At 41.4% G+C, this 16478-nt stretch carries 10 protein-coding genes; 8 read left to right on the top strand and 2 right to left on the bottom strand.

Annotated features, from left to right (window positions below; translation table 11 throughout):
* The first annotated feature begins 10 nt into the window (after positions 1 to 10).
* From ACNOGP_RS03620 to ACNOGP_RS03585, 8 genes are all read left to right on the top strand, one after another.
* Positions 11 to 580, top strand: coding sequence for an RNA polymerase sigma-70 factor (locus ACNOGP_RS03620; protein WP_143867131.1), 570 nt, complete (start codon positions 11 to 13; stop codon positions 578 to 580).
* 89 nt (positions 581 to 669) lie between these two features.
* Complete coding sequence (locus ACNOGP_RS03615) at positions 670 to 1851, top strand: FecR family protein (RefSeq protein ID WP_418214089.1); 1182 nt, start codon at positions 670 to 672, stop codon at positions 1849 to 1851.
* Between the two features lie 40 nt (positions 1852 to 1891).
* Positions 1892 to 5272 carry a SusC/RagA family TonB-linked outer membrane protein gene (locus tag ACNOGP_RS03610; protein WP_418214088.1) on the top strand — a complete coding sequence of 1127 codons (3381 nt, stop codon included), beginning with the start codon at positions 1892 to 1894 and terminating at the stop codon, positions 5270 to 5272.
* 18 nt (positions 5273 to 5290) lie between these two features.
* Positions 5291 to 6748 (top strand): RagB/SusD family nutrient uptake outer membrane protein, encoded by a 1458-nt coding sequence (locus ACNOGP_RS03605; protein WP_238482930.1) that lies wholly within the window; start codon positions 5291 to 5293, stop codon positions 6746 to 6748.
* Between the two features lie 21 nt (positions 6749 to 6769).
* Entirely contained in the window at positions 6770 to 7453 is a 684-nt protein-coding gene (locus ACNOGP_RS03600; RefSeq protein ID WP_186966278.1) for a DUF4843 domain-containing protein, read from the top strand.
* Positions 7454 to 7474: 21 nt separating this feature from the next.
* On the top strand, positions 7475 to 9112 hold the full coding sequence (locus ACNOGP_RS03595) for a PKD-like family lipoprotein (RefSeq protein WP_186966279.1): 1638 nt from the start codon (positions 7475 to 7477) through the stop codon (positions 9110 to 9112).
* A 28-nt stretch (positions 9113 to 9140) separates the two neighbouring features.
* Positions 9141 to 11777 (top strand): zinc-dependent metalloprotease, encoded by a 2637-nt coding sequence (locus ACNOGP_RS03590; RefSeq protein ID WP_418214087.1) that lies wholly within the window; start codon positions 9141 to 9143, stop codon positions 11775 to 11777.
* Between the two features lie 8 nt (positions 11778 to 11785).
* Positions 11786 to 14392: a zinc-dependent metalloprotease gene (locus ACNOGP_RS03585; RefSeq protein ID WP_418214086.1), complete on the top strand. Its 2607-nt coding sequence runs from the start codon at positions 11786 to 11788 to the stop codon at positions 14390 to 14392.
* A gap of 167 nt (positions 14393 to 14559) precedes the next feature.
* Here the strand turns inward: ACNOGP_RS03585 and ybeY are convergent, their stop codons facing one another.
* Positions 14560 to 14979 carry an rRNA maturation RNase YbeY gene (ybeY, locus tag ACNOGP_RS03580; RefSeq protein ID WP_007762844.1) on the bottom strand — a complete coding sequence of 140 codons (420 nt, stop codon included), beginning with the start codon at positions 14977 to 14979 and terminating at the stop codon, positions 14560 to 14562.
* Between the two features lie 16 nt (positions 14980 to 14995).
* The gene (locus tag ACNOGP_RS03575; RefSeq protein ID WP_195474543.1) at positions 14996 to 16228 is read right to left on the bottom strand and encodes a nucleoside recognition domain-containing protein; all 1233 of its coding nucleotides are present in this window, start codon (positions 16226 to 16228) and stop codon (positions 14996 to 14998) included.
* Positions 16229 to 16478: the final 250 nt, after the last annotated feature.

Genomic DNA, 16478 nt, shown 5'->3' with positions numbered 1-16478 from the left:
AATGCCCAAAATGGATAGCAGAGAGATTTCCATAGAACAGATAAATAAACTGGATGCTACAGCTTTCCGTATGCTTTATAAGACTTATTATAAGGCATTGGTTTGTTATGCAATACAGATAACAGGGGAGTCTGGAGCTGCAGAGGATATTGTACAGGAACTGTTTTCTACTCTTTGGGAAAAGCAATTATCATTTAAGTCATTGGTGTCATTGAAGGCCTATCTATATAATTCCGTTCGGAATGCTTCAATTGATTATCTCAAACATAAAGATGTTGAATTTGATTATCTGCAGAAGATAATAGAATCACATCAGGAATACAGAGTAGGAGATGAGGAAGAAGATGATTTCTTTACAGAGGAGATTTTTCGGCAACTTTTTATGACTATTGATTCTTTGCCGGAACGTTGCAAACAGGTCTTTTTGTTGCATATGGAAGGTAAGAAGAATGAAGAAATAGCAGCTGCGCTTTATGTTTCTCTTGAGACCGTTAAAACGCAAAAGAAACGGGCAATGTCTTTGCTCCGGAAAAAGTTAAGTCCATATCATTTTGCATTGCTTTTGTCTATTCTTCCATAAAAAAGATATTTTTTGAAAAAAAGTTGTTTTAACTTGTCCCTCATTTTATCTGTTTAGTCGTCTTTATATAAATGATGCAAAAACATATAATGGAACGCAAAAGAAATATAAATTCTATAATTCATGACCAGCTACTAGGACAGCTTTCGGAAGAAGAAGAGAAACGATTGCAGGTTTGGATTGAAAGTTCTTTAGAAAATAAAAAGAACTATGAAAGTCTAATGCAAGATACTGATTTGTCTGAAAGATACCGTCAATTTGCAACAGTGGACGAGGAACAGGCCTGGAAAAAGTTTCAGGAAAAACATTTTCAAGTTCGTGGGATCCATCGCAGGATGCTTTGGAGATATGCTGCTATCTTTATGATCCCTATAATTATTGGTGCTGCTATTTGGGTGGGAATGTGGCGAAACGCTGATACCGTACTTGTAAGAGTACAGGATGATCAATTAGCAATGATACGTTCGGAAAAAATGGGAAAGCAAAAAGCTACTCTTGTATTGGCCGGCGGGCAGGAAATTGAATTGAAATCGGCTTCCCATCAATCGTTGCAGGACTCGACTATCTTGCCGATATTATCTCCAGAAGTTATGGAAGAAACACAATCAGAAAATGGAGACGTTACTGCTACTGACAATAATAAATTGGTCACTTATGATGATAGTGAATTTTGGCTCACTTTTGAGGATGGAACAAAAGTGCATTTGAACTATAACACGACTTTAAAGTATCCGTCGCATTTTAGTGCAGCTAGTCGTACTGTTTATTTGGATGGAGAGGCCTATTTTCAAATAGCTAAAGACGACCGTCCGTTCCGGGTTATAACGGCAAATGGGATTGTAAAGCAATATGGCACCTCCTTTAATGTCAATACACATGTAGCCGGAGTCACGAAAGTGGTATTGGTGGAAGGAGCTATCAGCGTTTTTCCTAACCAGGGGGATGAGCATAAGATACATCCGGGGGAACTGGCCGTCCTAAATGGAGCAACACAGGATGTTCAAATCAACAAGGTAGATATAGAACCTTATATAGCTTGGAATAGCGGACGTTTTGTATTTGATAATTGTTCTTTGGAAACCCTTATGGAGGTGATATCCCGTTGGTATGATAAGAAAATAATGTTTGAAGATGAAGATATAAAGACGATACGTTTTACCGGCGACCTTGATCGTTACGGTTCTATAATCCCTATATTAAAAGCAATTCAAAGAGTTACTCATCTGGAAATGGATGTTGAAGGAGAAGCTATTATTATTAGAAGAGAATAAAACAATTATTAACCACATTTACTAAAAAAAGGAGGAGGCCATGCAAATTAAAAGGGCCAGAGAGCGTATTGTGATGTCTCTCTGTATTATTTTTCTGTTGTTCGCACCGATATCGGCTACAGCACAGTCTAATTCAATGAAAGTATCCCTTAATTTAAAGTCTGCATCAGTTAAAGAGTTTTTTGATGCAGTGAAAGCTCAGACAGGTTTGAACTTTATCTATAACACTGAGCAAGTAAAGAGTATGTCTCGTATCACGATCCAAAGTAAGGGACAACCTATCACTGAAGTTTTGGATAAAGTATTGGCTAACACAGGCTATACTTACGAGATTGAAGGCAATATTGTGACTATTGTATACAAACAGTCCAAAGAGAAGAAAAAAAACATAAACGGAGTGGTAGTAGATGAGGGAGGAGAACCCTTGCCGGGTGTCACTGTTCTGATTATGGGGAAAGAGAGGAACATCGGCACGATGACGGATGCGGAAGGGGCTTTTTCTTTGGGACTGCCTGACAAGAATGTTATTGTGCGTATCTCTTTCGTTGGGATGCAACCGATAGAGATCAATACCGCAAAGTTGAATTTGGACAAGACACATACATTTCGGTTGAAACCGGACTCAAAGCAATTGGACGAAGTGGTGGTGACCGGCTATGCGAAAATCAGCAAGAACAGTTTTACAGGTACGTCTGTAACGGTATCTGCCGACCAACTGATGTCCGTCTCAAAGACAAACGTACTGGGTGCTTTGCAGGTGTTCGACCCTTCATTTCGTATTGCGGAAAACAACCTGATGGGGTCCAACCCAAACAACGTCCCCGAGTTGTATATCCGTGGGCGTTCCGGAATCGGAACTACCGAACTAGCTGCCGAAGACCTCTCCAAATCAGCGTTGAAGAATAATCCGAACCTTCCTACGTTTATCATGGACGGATTCGAAATCAGTGTACAGAAACTGTACGATATGGATCCGAGCCGCATCGAGAGTATTACGATTCTGAAAGATGCCGCTGCTACGGCAATGTATGGTTCGCGTGCTGCCAACGGGGTGGTAATTATTACAACTGTGACTCCGAAGCCGGGGAAAATTAATGTAAATTATAATTTTACCGGTACATTGGAATATCCGGATCTAACAGATTACAATCTGATGGACGCTAAGGAGAAGTTGCAGACAGAAGTTGCGGCAGGACTGTTTAAGGCCGATCCGGAAAGTGCAACATTTATTAGCGAGCAGAACAGGCTGGACCAGATTTATCATAAGAAACTGAATAATGTGGTTCGTGGTGTGAATACTTACTGGCTGTCGAAACCTCTCCGTACAGTGTTCAATCACAAACACAGTTTGTATCTTGACGGTGGAACAGAGAACCTGCGTTGGGGGGTCGACTTGTCGTACAACAACGATGCCGGTGTGATGAAAGATTCGTATCGCGACCGTATGTCAGGAGGTCTCTCTTTGTCATACACCTTGGGAAACTTCCAGTTGCGCAACAGCTTCTCTTACACCTATACTAACTCTTCAGATTCACCCTACGGCAGCTTTGCGGATTATACCTCCAAACTGCCCTACGACGTATATTTGGATGAGAATGGTAAGTATTTGGAGATGACGTATGGATGGAACGGAACCAGCGGAGGCGAGAACCCTTTGTACGAGGCTACATTGGGAAGCTACAGCCGTGATAAGTCGTGGGAATTGATAAACAATACGGAGTTGTTGTGGAACATTACTCCGCATTGGTTGCTCAAAGGTCAGTTTAGTGTGACCAAATCCAATTCGGAAGCCAATGATTTCTTGGATCCGCTTTCAAAGAAAAACAGCGATAGACTGTCATTGAATAATGTTGTTTCCGGTCAGTTGAATATCGTTACTGCCAATAGTTTGTCGTGGGACGCTACGTTGACTTTGTCTTACAACCGTAACATCAAAAAAAACAGCTTGAATTTTCTTGTCGGTATGAATGCCACATCAAGCACAGGCACCGGGCTTTCTATTGATTACCGAGGCTTTCCTTCCGGTACTCTTTCGTCGGTAGGCTATGCAAACTCTATATATGGCATGCCCTCAGCATCCGATTCCAAGAGTCGCTTGTTTGGTGCGTTGGGCACTTTCAATTATTCGTACGACAACGTCTACTTAGCCGATGTGTCCATACGTCTCGACGGAAACTCCGAGTTTGGAGCCGATAAGCGTTTTGCACCTTTCTTCTCGGGCGGTTTAGGGCTGAATATCCACAATTATTCGTTCATGAAGGATATGGAATGGCTGGAACGTCTGAAAATACGTACCACTTACGGTGTTACCGGTAAAGTGAATTTTTCACCCTATGATGCACAGACTATGTATCGGATTATCAACGACAACTGGTATAAGACTGGTTTGGGAGCTTCATTGATAGCGTTGGGTAACCGCAATTTAGGCTGGGAAAAAACCAGAAACTGGGATTTGGGCTTGGATTTGAACATATTGAACGGATTGATTCAGTTGGACTTCTCTTATTACCGCAAGAAGACGGTCGATTTGGTCAACAGCGTGACTTTGCCCAGTTCTACGGGCTTTACTTCATACAAGGATAATATTGGTGAAGTGATGAACAAAGGAGTAGAAATCCAGTTGCGCAGTAACCTTTTCCAGAACAAAGATTGGTTAGTAGCTCTGTTTGCCAACTTAGGACACAATAAAAATGAAATTCTGAAGATCTCGGACAGCTTGAAAGATTACAATAACAAAGTCTTGGCGAAATACGATGATTATGATAAAGCTTACGAAAGAGCGGATGGGAAATATGCACAAACCTATTTGCAATATGTGGAAGGTGGATCGTTGACTTCTATTTTCGGAGTTCGTTCTTTGGGTATTAACCCGGCAGACGGTAAAGAGATTTTTGTGAAAAAAGACGGTTCGATTACTTATGACTGGGCTGCTTCCGATCAGGTGGTCATCGGAAATACTGAACCGAAAGCGCAAGGTACGTTTGGTCTGAATCTGCGCTGGAAGAATTTTACGCTCTTCTCTACGTTTATGTATGAGTTTGGTGGTCAGCGTTACAACCGGACGTTGATCGATAAAGTGGAGAATGCACTTATCTCTTCGCAGAATGTAGACCGTCGTGTGTTGAGCGGACGTTGGCAGAATGTAGGTGATATGGCACCGTTTGGCCGATTGCAGACAGGTATGATAGCCACTACGCGTCCTACAAGCCGTTTTATTCAAGACTACAACGTGTTGTCATTCAACTCGCTCACCATAGGCTATGATGTTCCTGCCGAACGATTGAAGAAGTTTCATTTGGGAATGCTCCGTTTCGAACTCTCGGGCAACGATTTCCTACGTACTTCGACCGTGCGTGCAGAACGCGGATTGGACTATCCTTATTCCCGTTCTTTCGCTCTGTCTGTGAAAATGAGTCTATAACCCCTTACAATTTACACAATGAAAATCAGAATTAAAAATACACTATATTTATTCTTAGTGATGCTGTTGGCGGGCAGTTGCGATTGGCTGGAAGTGTCTCCTTCCAACGAAGTGAATGAAGAAGATCTGTTCGCCAAAGGGAGCGGTTACCGTAATGCACTTAACGGCATCTACTTGAATATGTCGGACAACTCCCTTTATGGACGAAACCTGAGTTATGGATTTATTGAAGTGCTGGGACATCAGTACCTGCCGGAACACCTTAAGAATACAGGTTCTTATTATAAAACTTACCAGTTTCTTTACGATGATACCGATGTGAAGTCTTTTATTTCGGCGATGTGGTCGAAAGGATATAATGTGATTGCCAGCTGCAATAACCTAATTCACAATATCAGTGAGGCAGACGCAATGCTTTTTGACGGAGTAGAGATGGAGAAGAATATGATCTGGGGCGAAGCGTTAGCATTGCGTGCATTGATGCACTTCGAGCTTCTGCGTATGTTTGCTCCTTCTATGGAGGTCGATGATGGAAAAGCATACATCCCTTATGTGGACGAGTATCCTGTTATCAATACAACCTATTATACAAACGCGGAAATCTTGAAGAAGATAGAAGCGGATTTTAAAGAAGCCCGACGTTTGGTAGCTATGTGCGATGTAGAGCAACATCCGGAATGGATGCAATATGATGTACGTATGAGAGGGGATGGAGTAACCACAGACTTGCCTGATGATGTGTTTTATGCTTTTCGCGGCTATCGCATGAATTATTATGCCATTACAGCTTGGATGGCACGCATGTATATGTGGGCAAAAGATTACGATGCCGCTTTCAGTTGCTCGGAAGAGGTTATTAACTCTACTTATAAAGACAGAGCTTATTTCGATTTCATTAATTCGGCAGAGTTATCGAAAGACAAGAAAGACAGCAAGAGCTTGATTTTTACGATTTCTCATAACAATGTATTGACCGATGAGTACAAGCCATTCACTAATAACGGTAGTGAAAATCTGTTCTTGTTCAGTAAAGATGATATTTATGATGAAGAACTGGAGAAGAAAGAAGATGTGCGTGGAAAAGATGAGATGTTGACATTGGTCACAGGAGCTTCTTATTGTTCCCGGAAATATCTGATAGAGGAGGGTACTATTGGTTATGACATGATACCAATGCTGAGATTGAGTGAATTGTATTATATAGTTGGCGAGTATTATGCACGTAACAATCAGTTGGATAAAGCTGGTGCGGCATTAGATGTTGTTCGTCATGCCAGGGGGCTGATGTTGGCTCTTCCCGAACCTTCATCTTTAGATGCTTTTTACAAGGAGATGATCAAAGAGATGCGTAAAGAATTGATTGGAGAAGGACAGTTGTACTTTCTGTATAAGCGTCTGAATATGAAAGAGCCTTTTGATATGGATGAAAAGAACGTGAATTTTGTGTTTGAGCATCCTGAAAACGAAGATATTTAATAAGATTAATACAGTAGAAAGATGAAACAATACATATTATTATCGTTATTTGCTTTGTGCTTGGTCGCTTGTTCTGAAGATGAAATAAAGCCCTATCATGGGGAGCACTATTTGTTTTTCAGTGAACTGATGGAAAGTGGAGATGAAGCAATCGAACTATCGTTTAACAACTATCCACTTGATGATGAACTGACAGTGAAAATTGGTATGCGATTGGTAGGAAGTCCGTTTGAAACGCCTACTGTTTATAAAGTTGGAGTAGTAGCAGACAAGACAACGGCACAAAGTGAAAACTATGAGTTACCCATCAATCCGACTTTTGGAGCTAATGTGGCGGAAGATGTTTTGGAATTGAAATTGAAGAAAACCGAATCACTGAAAGAGGATGTAGAATTGCTGTTAAGGATAGAGCCGAATGAACATTTTGCCGGGAGTGTAAAGAACTACGAGACTATAAAAATCGTATTCAATAACGTACAAAGCAAACCTTTATGGTGGACGAAAGATGTAGAAACCGTTTATTTGGGAGCATATACTCGTGAAAAGTATTTGGCATTGGTAGAATATGGTGGCGAGGAAGTGCTTCGTTTTGGAGAGTTGAATTCGGCAGAACAGCGTCAGTGTGCATTGCGCCTGAAAGATGCTATTGAAAAATATGGTTTGGAGGAAGCAAATGGCAAGCCGATGACAGTGCCTATTTATTAATTTAGTTTGAAAGAAATGTATATGAGAAAGATATATTGGATGACAGTGGCTGTCGTAGTTTGTTGCTTGTCTTCTTGCTATGAGGACAAAGGAAACTATGACTATAAGTTGATGAATGATGTAACTGTCAATTTTACGATGGAGGCTACTGAGTTTGTAATGGGCGATGTGCTGAAGATTGAACCTCAACTTGCATTCTCTTTGGGAGAAGAGACCAACAAACTAGCATATTCATGGTCGTTGAACAGACGGCAAATCTCTACCGATCGTAATCTGAATTGGATGGCGGATGAAGAAGGAAAATATATGGATTTGCGACTGACCGTGACAGATACGGAAACTGGTGTATCTTATTTTTATGCTTCGAGTATTACTATAACTTCTCCTTATGTAAACAGTGCTTGGGTAGTCTTGTCTGAAAAAGAGGACGGAACGGCAATGTTGACCTACCTACGTCCGACTACAAAGATTGTACCAGGCGAAAACGGCAAAGAAGACGAGTCTGTGTATGATTGTGCTGTGACTAAAGATGTGTATGGTATTTCTAATGCCGGTAGTTCTCTGGGAGGCAAGCCGGTCTCTATCAGTCAGCACTTTGTCTCTTTATGGCCAGAAGACAAACCGCAGGACTTTACCAGTTGGCTTTGGCTGGTGCAACAAGGGGGACAAGGTACAATAGATGTTTCCGGAAGTACCTATAAAACCGAAGGTACATTGCCGTCTATGTTCATTCATGGAGCCTATCCGCAAGGGTTCGAACCTTGGAGGGTATATGATATGCTGTATCTTTCTATGGCAATAGGTATGGATGGAAAGGTATATACTCGTATTAAGGATTCTTATAAACTGTTTAACAACAGTTCTTTTATGGACGAGCTTCCGTTGTCATATCGGCAACAACCGGTAGACGGTACGATGGTAGTACGTGCTCCGCGTTTTTGCGAGCATGGAGGAACGCTACTCTATGATAAGAATTCGAAACGCTACTTTCATATTACAGATTATCAGTCATGGAATGGCAGGAAGTATTGTGGACAACTGATTGTACCTTCTGTTACTAACGAGTCAATTTATGAAAGAAATCCGGATTGGGGTAAATTGGACGATATGTCTGATTATGAGGTGCTTTATGTAGATGCTCATAGTGATGATTCTTATATGGGATTGAAATATACGGCAGTGCTTCGTAAAAGTAACCGTTATTTTTTGCAAGATTTCACCATAGGTGATTATTATGGGGGAGGAAGTATTGATGCAGAGATTAACTCGCAGACAGATGTAACGTCAGAATTGGGTGCTATAGTGAAAGAAGATTCTCAATTTGCTTTGTATTATGCACAAGATTATCGCCCTTATTTGTTGATTTCCAGTGGAAACTCCTTATATTTCTACTATTTTAATGGAAGTAAAGTGTATAAATATCATCAATTTGATGCTCCGATAAAAAGTATTGATGTAAATAATTCCGCTTACCAGGGTGATGCCGGTGTCGGGTTAGAAAATGGTGAATTTTATGTCTTGGATTTCTCTACTTCCGTTATTCGGGATGTTATGAATACTAGCGATTCGAAAGAAAAAATTCGTTTCAAGCAAGGCGGGTTGGGTAAAGTTATAGAAGTCATCTATAAGTGGAAGCAAGCCGCCAACTGGGTGATGTAAATCAATTATTAAAAATTAAAATATTTATATGCGAAAGAAAATCTATTTACTTCTTTTGGTGGCACTATGCGGGGGGATAATAACCCCCGCTGTAGCTAAGAAGAAAAACAAGAAGAAAGCTTCTACTACTCAAGTGACGTCAGAGAAGAAGGAGAAGAAAGAAACCAAGTATGATAAGCTGTTCAAAGGCAAGAAGGTCACGACGGCAAAAGGTTTTATTACTCTTCATAAGTTTGATAACAAAGTTTATTTTGAGTTACCGCTCAAAGTGCTCAATCGTGATATCCTGTTGGGATCTACAATTGCAGAAACAACGGATAATCAGTTTGGATGTGTAGGTGAGAAGTCTAGTGATCCTTTTTTGATTCGTTTCGTGCAGCGTGATTCAACGATCACATTGCGTCGTGTGCAGGCAGGACAGTTTTCGGATGATCGGGAAATTAAAAAACGTTTGCAGAGTAGTACAATGCCGGCTATTGCCGAAACTTTCGAGATAAAGGCTTACAATAATGACAGTAGTGCCGTTGTGTTTGATATGACCGGCTACTTGTTGAGCGATAAGAAAATGCTCTCTCCTTTCTCTCCTTATTCATTGATAGAAATGATGGGAGCGAACATTGATAAGAATTTTGAGAAGGAAAGCTCCTTTATACAGGGCATCAAAGGTTTTGAAGATAATGTCAGTGTCCGTTCCTTGCTGACTTATAAAGTAAGTGTAGGGGCTAAAGGAGGTTATGCGGTAAAAAACATGCCTTTCTCTGCTGTGATGAACCGTAGCTTTATCTTGTTGCCGGAAAAGCCGATGCGTCATCGTTATGCCGATCCGCGTATTGGTATTTTCGAACACTCTATTGTTGAGTTTGCTTCCGAAGGACGCGGATTGCGTACTCGCCATATTGCTCATCGTTGGAATCTGGAGCCGTCGGATTCTGCTGCATATCTGCGTGGAGAGTTAGTAGAACCTAAAAAGCCTATTGTTTTCTATATTGATGATGCATTCCCGTTGAGTTGGAATAAATACATTCATAAAGGAGTTGAGGTATGGCAGAAAGCATTTGAGAAGATTGGCTTTAAGAATGCGATTATAGCAAAGGATTTTCCTAAAAACGATCCTAACTTTGATCCGGAAAATATCAAATATTCTTGTATCCGTTATGCCCCTTCTACTGTAGCCAACGCAATGGGACCTTCTTGGATTGATCCTCGTTCGGGAGAGATCATAAATGCATCAGTAACGGTATATCATAATATTGTGCAGTTGGTTCAGTACTGGCGTTTCTTGCAGACTGCCCCGGCAGATAAAGAAGTTCGTGACGTAGTGTTGCGTGAAGACTTGTTGGGAGACTGTATCGCTTACGTGCTTTCTCATGAGGTAGGGCACACTCTGTCTCTAATGCATAATATGGCGGGTTCTTCTTCCATTCCTGTAGAATCATTGCGTGATCCGAAATTTACTCAGGAGTATGGAACGACTTATTCTATCATGGATTATGCGCGTAATAACTATATAGCACAGCCGGGTGATAAGGAGAAAGGGGTACGCATGACACCTCCTGAACTTGGCGCTTATGATTATTATGCGATCTCCTGGTTGTATAAACCGATATTTGAGGCGAAAACATCTGAAGAAGAAATTCCTATACTGGACAAATGGATCAGTGAGAAATCGGGTGATCCCAAGTATCGTTATGGTAAGCAGCAGTTTAAACGTCGCTTCGATCCGAGTTCCGTAGAAGAAGATTTGGGAGATGATCCTGTGAAAGCTTCAGAATATGGTCGTCGTAATCTGCAATATATCCTGAAACATATTAATGAATGGGTAGCAGACAAAGATAAGGATTTTGAGTTCCGTACTGCTTTATATGATGAAGTTGTCTATGGATATGTACGCTATTTAAGCTTCGTGTTAGCTGATATCGGAGGTATTTATCTGAATGAACGTTATGACGGAGATCAGCGTCCGAGTTACCAGACTGTGTCGAAAGAGCAACAGAAGAAAGCGTTGAGTTTCTTGTTGAATGAGTTGAAAGATCTTTCTTGGTTGGATGCGAATGAGACTTTGAAAGAGTTTCCTATCCGTACTTCTGTAGCCATGCAAATGGAAAACGCGATTATTGATGGTATTTTATCCCGTTGTGGTGCTGTTTCTATCTGTTCGGATAAGGCGACATCCGCTCCTTATACTCAAAAAGAATATCTGGCAGATATCGAACGTTTTGTATGGGCACCGACACGTGCTGGTAAAACTTTGACAGATACGGAGATGCGTCTGCAGATGAATTATCTGACAAAACTGATAGAAGGATCTGTAACCGGAGTTACTAAAAATGCGACTCGTAAAGGTATTACGGATATGTATGGTATTATCGAGATTCCTGAATGGTTGAAGGCTGCTTCTCGTGAGCGTTTTGGCATCGTCTCGGAAGAATTTATGGGATGCTTTAATAATAAGCATGCTGAAATGCAGGCAGCCCGTTTGGAAGAAATTAGCGGTTTTGAGGATGGGGTTGATTTGAAGGCTCCGTTGGAACCGATGGAGCATGTTTATTTCGGTGAATTGAAGAAAATCCGTAGCTTGGTTGCAGCAAGTGCTTCTACCGGCTCTGCCGATACGCAACGCCATTATCGCTTATTGTTGTACAAAATTGACCAGGCATTAAAATGATAGGAAGTATGAGAAATAGATATAGTAAGATACTTTGTTTATTGCTTCTTTTTATGTGTTGCCTGCCACAAGACGGAAATGCGATCTGGCCTTTTAAAAAGAAGAAAAAAGAGGAAAAGAAAGAAGTGCTGACACCTTATCAGAAGCTTTTCAAGAACAAGAAAGTGCAGACAGCTCATGGGCTGATGACTATTCATAAGGTGGAAGATAAAGTGTATGTTGAGTTTCCGGTTACTATGTTAGGACGGGAACTGTTGCTGACTTCTTCTATAGAAAACACGAGTGACGGTGGGGAAGGTGCACCGGGACAACTGGGCGGAACAGATGTACGTTTGCGTTTTGAGATGATCGATTCGACAATCGTGGCGCGTATGCCTTTGTTGAGCAAACCTGTCAATACGAGTGGTGACTCTGATATTGCCCGTGCACTGAATCATTCACATAATCCGGGTATCTTCAAGAGCTTTAAAGTGCTGGCATGTACACCGGATAGTTCCGCCCTTGTAGTGAATATGAAAAGTTTATTCTTGGAAGGTTCGGCTTTTACCAAACCTTTCCCATCGACTTCTGCTAACGGCTATTATGGTTTTGTATCTCGCGACCACTCCTTGGAATCTGATAAATCGTCTATCTTGGGCGTTTCCGCTTCTGGAGATAATATTACCGTTCGTGAAGAATTGGCATATAAGGTGAATCACACTTTGATGGGAGCCTATAGTATGTATGAGAATGTTCCGTTGACGGCTGTGGTAAATAAGATGTTATGTGTTTTGCCGGAAGAGCCTATGACTCCCCGTTTGGCAGATTCACGTCTTGGATTGACTACACAGTTGAAAAGTGACTTCGCCGGGGCGGGGCAAGAGGTGAAGAATATACGTTATGCAAAACGTTGGCGGATTGAGCCTTCGGATTCCGCTGCTTACCGTCGGGGTGAACTGGTGGAACCGAAGAAACAATTAGTATTCTATATTGATAGCTTACTACCCGTCAAATGGCATCCTTATATTAAAGCCGGAGCGGAATCTTGGAATAAAGCTTTTGAAAAGATTGGTTTTAAGAATGTGATTTGTGTGAAGGAGTTTCCTAAGAATGATACTTTGTTTAATGCACACAGTTTGGATTGCATGACCATCCGTTACTCTGCTTCATGGATGAATACTGCACAAACCACTCTTCACTCTGATGCTCGTACCGGTGAGATTTTGAATGCTTCTATATTGATTAATGCGAACTTGATCAGTGTACAGTATGTAGACCGTATTGCGGCAACTGTGGCAACCGATCCTCGTGTGCGTACTGTTATTTTCCCGCAAGAGGTGCAAGGTGAACTGATTCAAGCCGCTATTGCTCAGGCAGTAGGAACAGGATTAGGACTTAATGTGAACTGGGGAGCTCCTGTTGCTTATCCGGTAGATTCTTTGCGTTCTGTCAACTTTACGCAGAAGTATGGTTTGGCTTCTTCTGTGATGGGTGGGGTAGTGATTAATGATGTGGCTACGGCTGATGATGTCCGGAAAGGAGTGCGTTTGGTCAATACGAACCCTGGACCATATGATGAGCTGGTTATCAAATATCTGTATCAGCCTATTTATGCTTCTTCTTTGCAAGAAGAAAAAGCAACGTTGGATAGCTGGATCCGTCAACACACAGGGGATCCTCATTATGCTTATATTCGTAGTCAGCCCCGTTTTGATTCAGACCCGCGTAATACTCGTGGAGGCTTGGGAGATGATCACTTGAAGTCATTTGATTATATGCTTTCCAATATCCGTACCGGTTGTGAGAATTATTATACTTGGTTCTCAAAAGGGGACAAGGACATGACAATGCGTAAGCGGGTATATTCAGCACTTTGTGATCGGTTGAACAGTCGTGTATATGCGGTTCTTTCGTATGTCGGTGGTATTTATCTGAACGATATTCGTGAGAAAGATGTGCTTCCGAGTTACTCGATGGTAGACCGCGAGAAGCAAAAGGCTGCATTGGACAGGGTGCTGAGTCTGGCAAAAGATCTGGACTGGATAGAGAGTGCAGCTCGTGCCACGGATTTCACAATTGTTGATAAGAAGGCAGATATGATGCGTTTGGAAATTTTCAAGAATATCTTTAATCGTTTGCCTTATATTGAAGTGTGTACGGAACGTTTCCCGGAAACGGCTTATACGGCTTCTGAATATTTGGATGACATTTATAATGTAGTATGGGAAGGAACTTTGAAACGTCGTACGTTGGATAATGTTGAGAAGGCTCTGCAGACTGCTTTTCTGGAAAGTATTATTGCTACTTCTACAGTGACTGCACCTATTGGTAGCTTTAAGGCTTCAAAGACGTCATTTGCAGATACCCGGAAATCGGAGATCAGTCTGGCTGCTTTGCGTGAAGGAGAAAATGTAGAGCACTATCTGCATTCTTTGCAGACTCCTGAAGAAGTAAGTGGTTTCTCATCTATTCCGCCTATTTATACGAATCAGACCAAAGTCGCTGCATATTATTTTGATATGTTGATGCGTACGAAAGAGATGTTGGAAAAGAGTATTGCGGTTATGCCTGAAGCTGATCGTTCACATTATGAACTTTTAATTTATCGCATAAATAAAGCGGTAGAGATCAAATAATAAATTTCTCTCTCTTGAATAAATAGTGTTAGCAATTCCGTTGCTAATGAAAACGCCCCGTCGTAGTGATTACGATGGGGCGTCTTCATTATAGTTAGTGTATGTTACAGTATAGTATGTTTTAGTAAACTGATTACTTTTTGAACCCGTTTGCTGTGGAGGTTTGCTTACACTTGTCGCATAGCCAAAGCCTTATTTTCCGCAGCTTCCATAATTTCCCGTTCTCCGGGTCCTTTATCGTTAATACCGCAAAGATGAAGAATCCCATGGATAATGACACGGTGCAGTTCGTCGTCATAAGAAGCACCAAATTGCTCCGCATTAGTGCGTATTGTGTCCAGGCTAATGAATAAGTCACCTGATAAACGATCGCCTTCACAATAATCGAAAGTAATGATATCCGTGTAGTAGTCATGTTGCAGATATTGACGGTTTACCTCCAGAATCTTTTCGTCCGAGCAGAAGATATAAGCGATTTCACCGAGTCTTTTTCCATAAGAAGCTGCTACGGCTTTTATCCATTCCGTAGTCTCACGTTTCTTGATATCAGGCATTTTTACGCCTTCTGTTTGATAAGTTACAGCCATAATTGAATGTTATGATTTAAAAGAAAAATAAATAACTGATTAAGATAGCGGCTATGATACCCGAAAAGTCTGCAATCAGACCACAGGTCACCGCATTACGAGTTTTGGTAATTCCCACACTGCCGAAATAAACGGCCAAAATGTAGAATGTGGTATCTGAAGCTCCGCGTACGACGCAACTCATACGCCCGACAAATGAATCCGGCCCTAGTTCTTTCATCGTATCGATCATCAGGCCGTTTGCACCGCTGCCACTAAGTGATTTCATCAGTGCAGTAGGCAAGGCTCCGACAAAGCTTGTATCAACCCCACATAGACCTACTATATAGCCGATACCTCCCACCAGAAAATCCATTGCTCCCGAAGTGCGGAACACTGCAATTCCTACCAGAAAAGCAACCAGATAAGGAATGATGCGTACAGCCGTCGTAAATCCTTCTTTGGCTCCTTCTACAAAAGAATCGTATACATTGATTTTCTTTCTGATTCCCGTTAAAATAAACAGGATGATGACACTGAACAACAGAATATTCGCTATCAGTGTAGAGTAAGTCCCCATATCCTCCCGCGATACACTTAGAAACAGATAGATCAATCCCGAAAAGAAAAGGCAGATAACACCCATTAAAATGAGAATTGGTTTATTGATCAAGTTTATCTTTTGAGCGATGCTGACTGCTATAACTCCGACTAAAGTTGAAATGAAAGTACTTATCAGGATAGGAATAAATACATCCGTAGGTTGTGCAGCTCCCATTTGTGCACGATATACCATGATGCTGATCGGAATAATGATGAGGCCGGAGGTATTAATCACCAAGAACATAATCATTGGATTGGAAGCGGTATCCTTTTTCGGATTCAGTTCTTGCAGTTCTTTCATGGCTTTCAGTCCCAACGGGGTGGCGGCATTGTCCAAACCGAGCATATTGGCAGACATATTCATAAAGATGGAGCCTAGCACCGGATGCCCTTTAGGAATGTCCGGAAACAAGCGGCAAAGCACCGGACTTAGAAAGCGGGCCAGTGCATTAATCAATCCACTGTTCTCACCAATCTTCATGATACCCAACCAAAGCGCCAATACTCCTGTAAGGCCTAGCGAGATTTCAAAAGCTGTCTTTGAAGAGTCGAATGTAGAGTTCATGATAGCAGTGAATATCTCTGTGTCTCCAAGAAAAATAACTTTCAAGAGGGCGATGATGAAAGCAATAACAAAGAATCCTATCCAAATGTAATTTAGAACCATAGTTGATTGTATGTATGTTATAGAATGCGTACAAATATAGTTATAACTTTCGGTTTGTAGGAGGCTTTGAAGTGGAATTTGCTACAGCCGGACCAGATTCTCCGGGATTCTTTCTTTTTATGGGATAGGGATTGAAAGGATGTTCAGGCTTATGGCAATGTTCTATTTGTGAGAAAAGTGTAGAGTCAGGTCGAAAGTTTTAATAATTCAGGCAGCTTTGTAGAGTCTGGTCGAAACTTTTAGCTATATT

The organism is Bacteroides difficilis, from assembly GCF_048319815.1.
Lineage (GTDB): Bacteria > Bacteroidota > Bacteroidia > Bacteroidales > Bacteroidaceae > Bacteroides > Bacteroides zhangwenhongii.
This window is presented reverse-complemented; position numbering and strand designations above follow the sequence as displayed.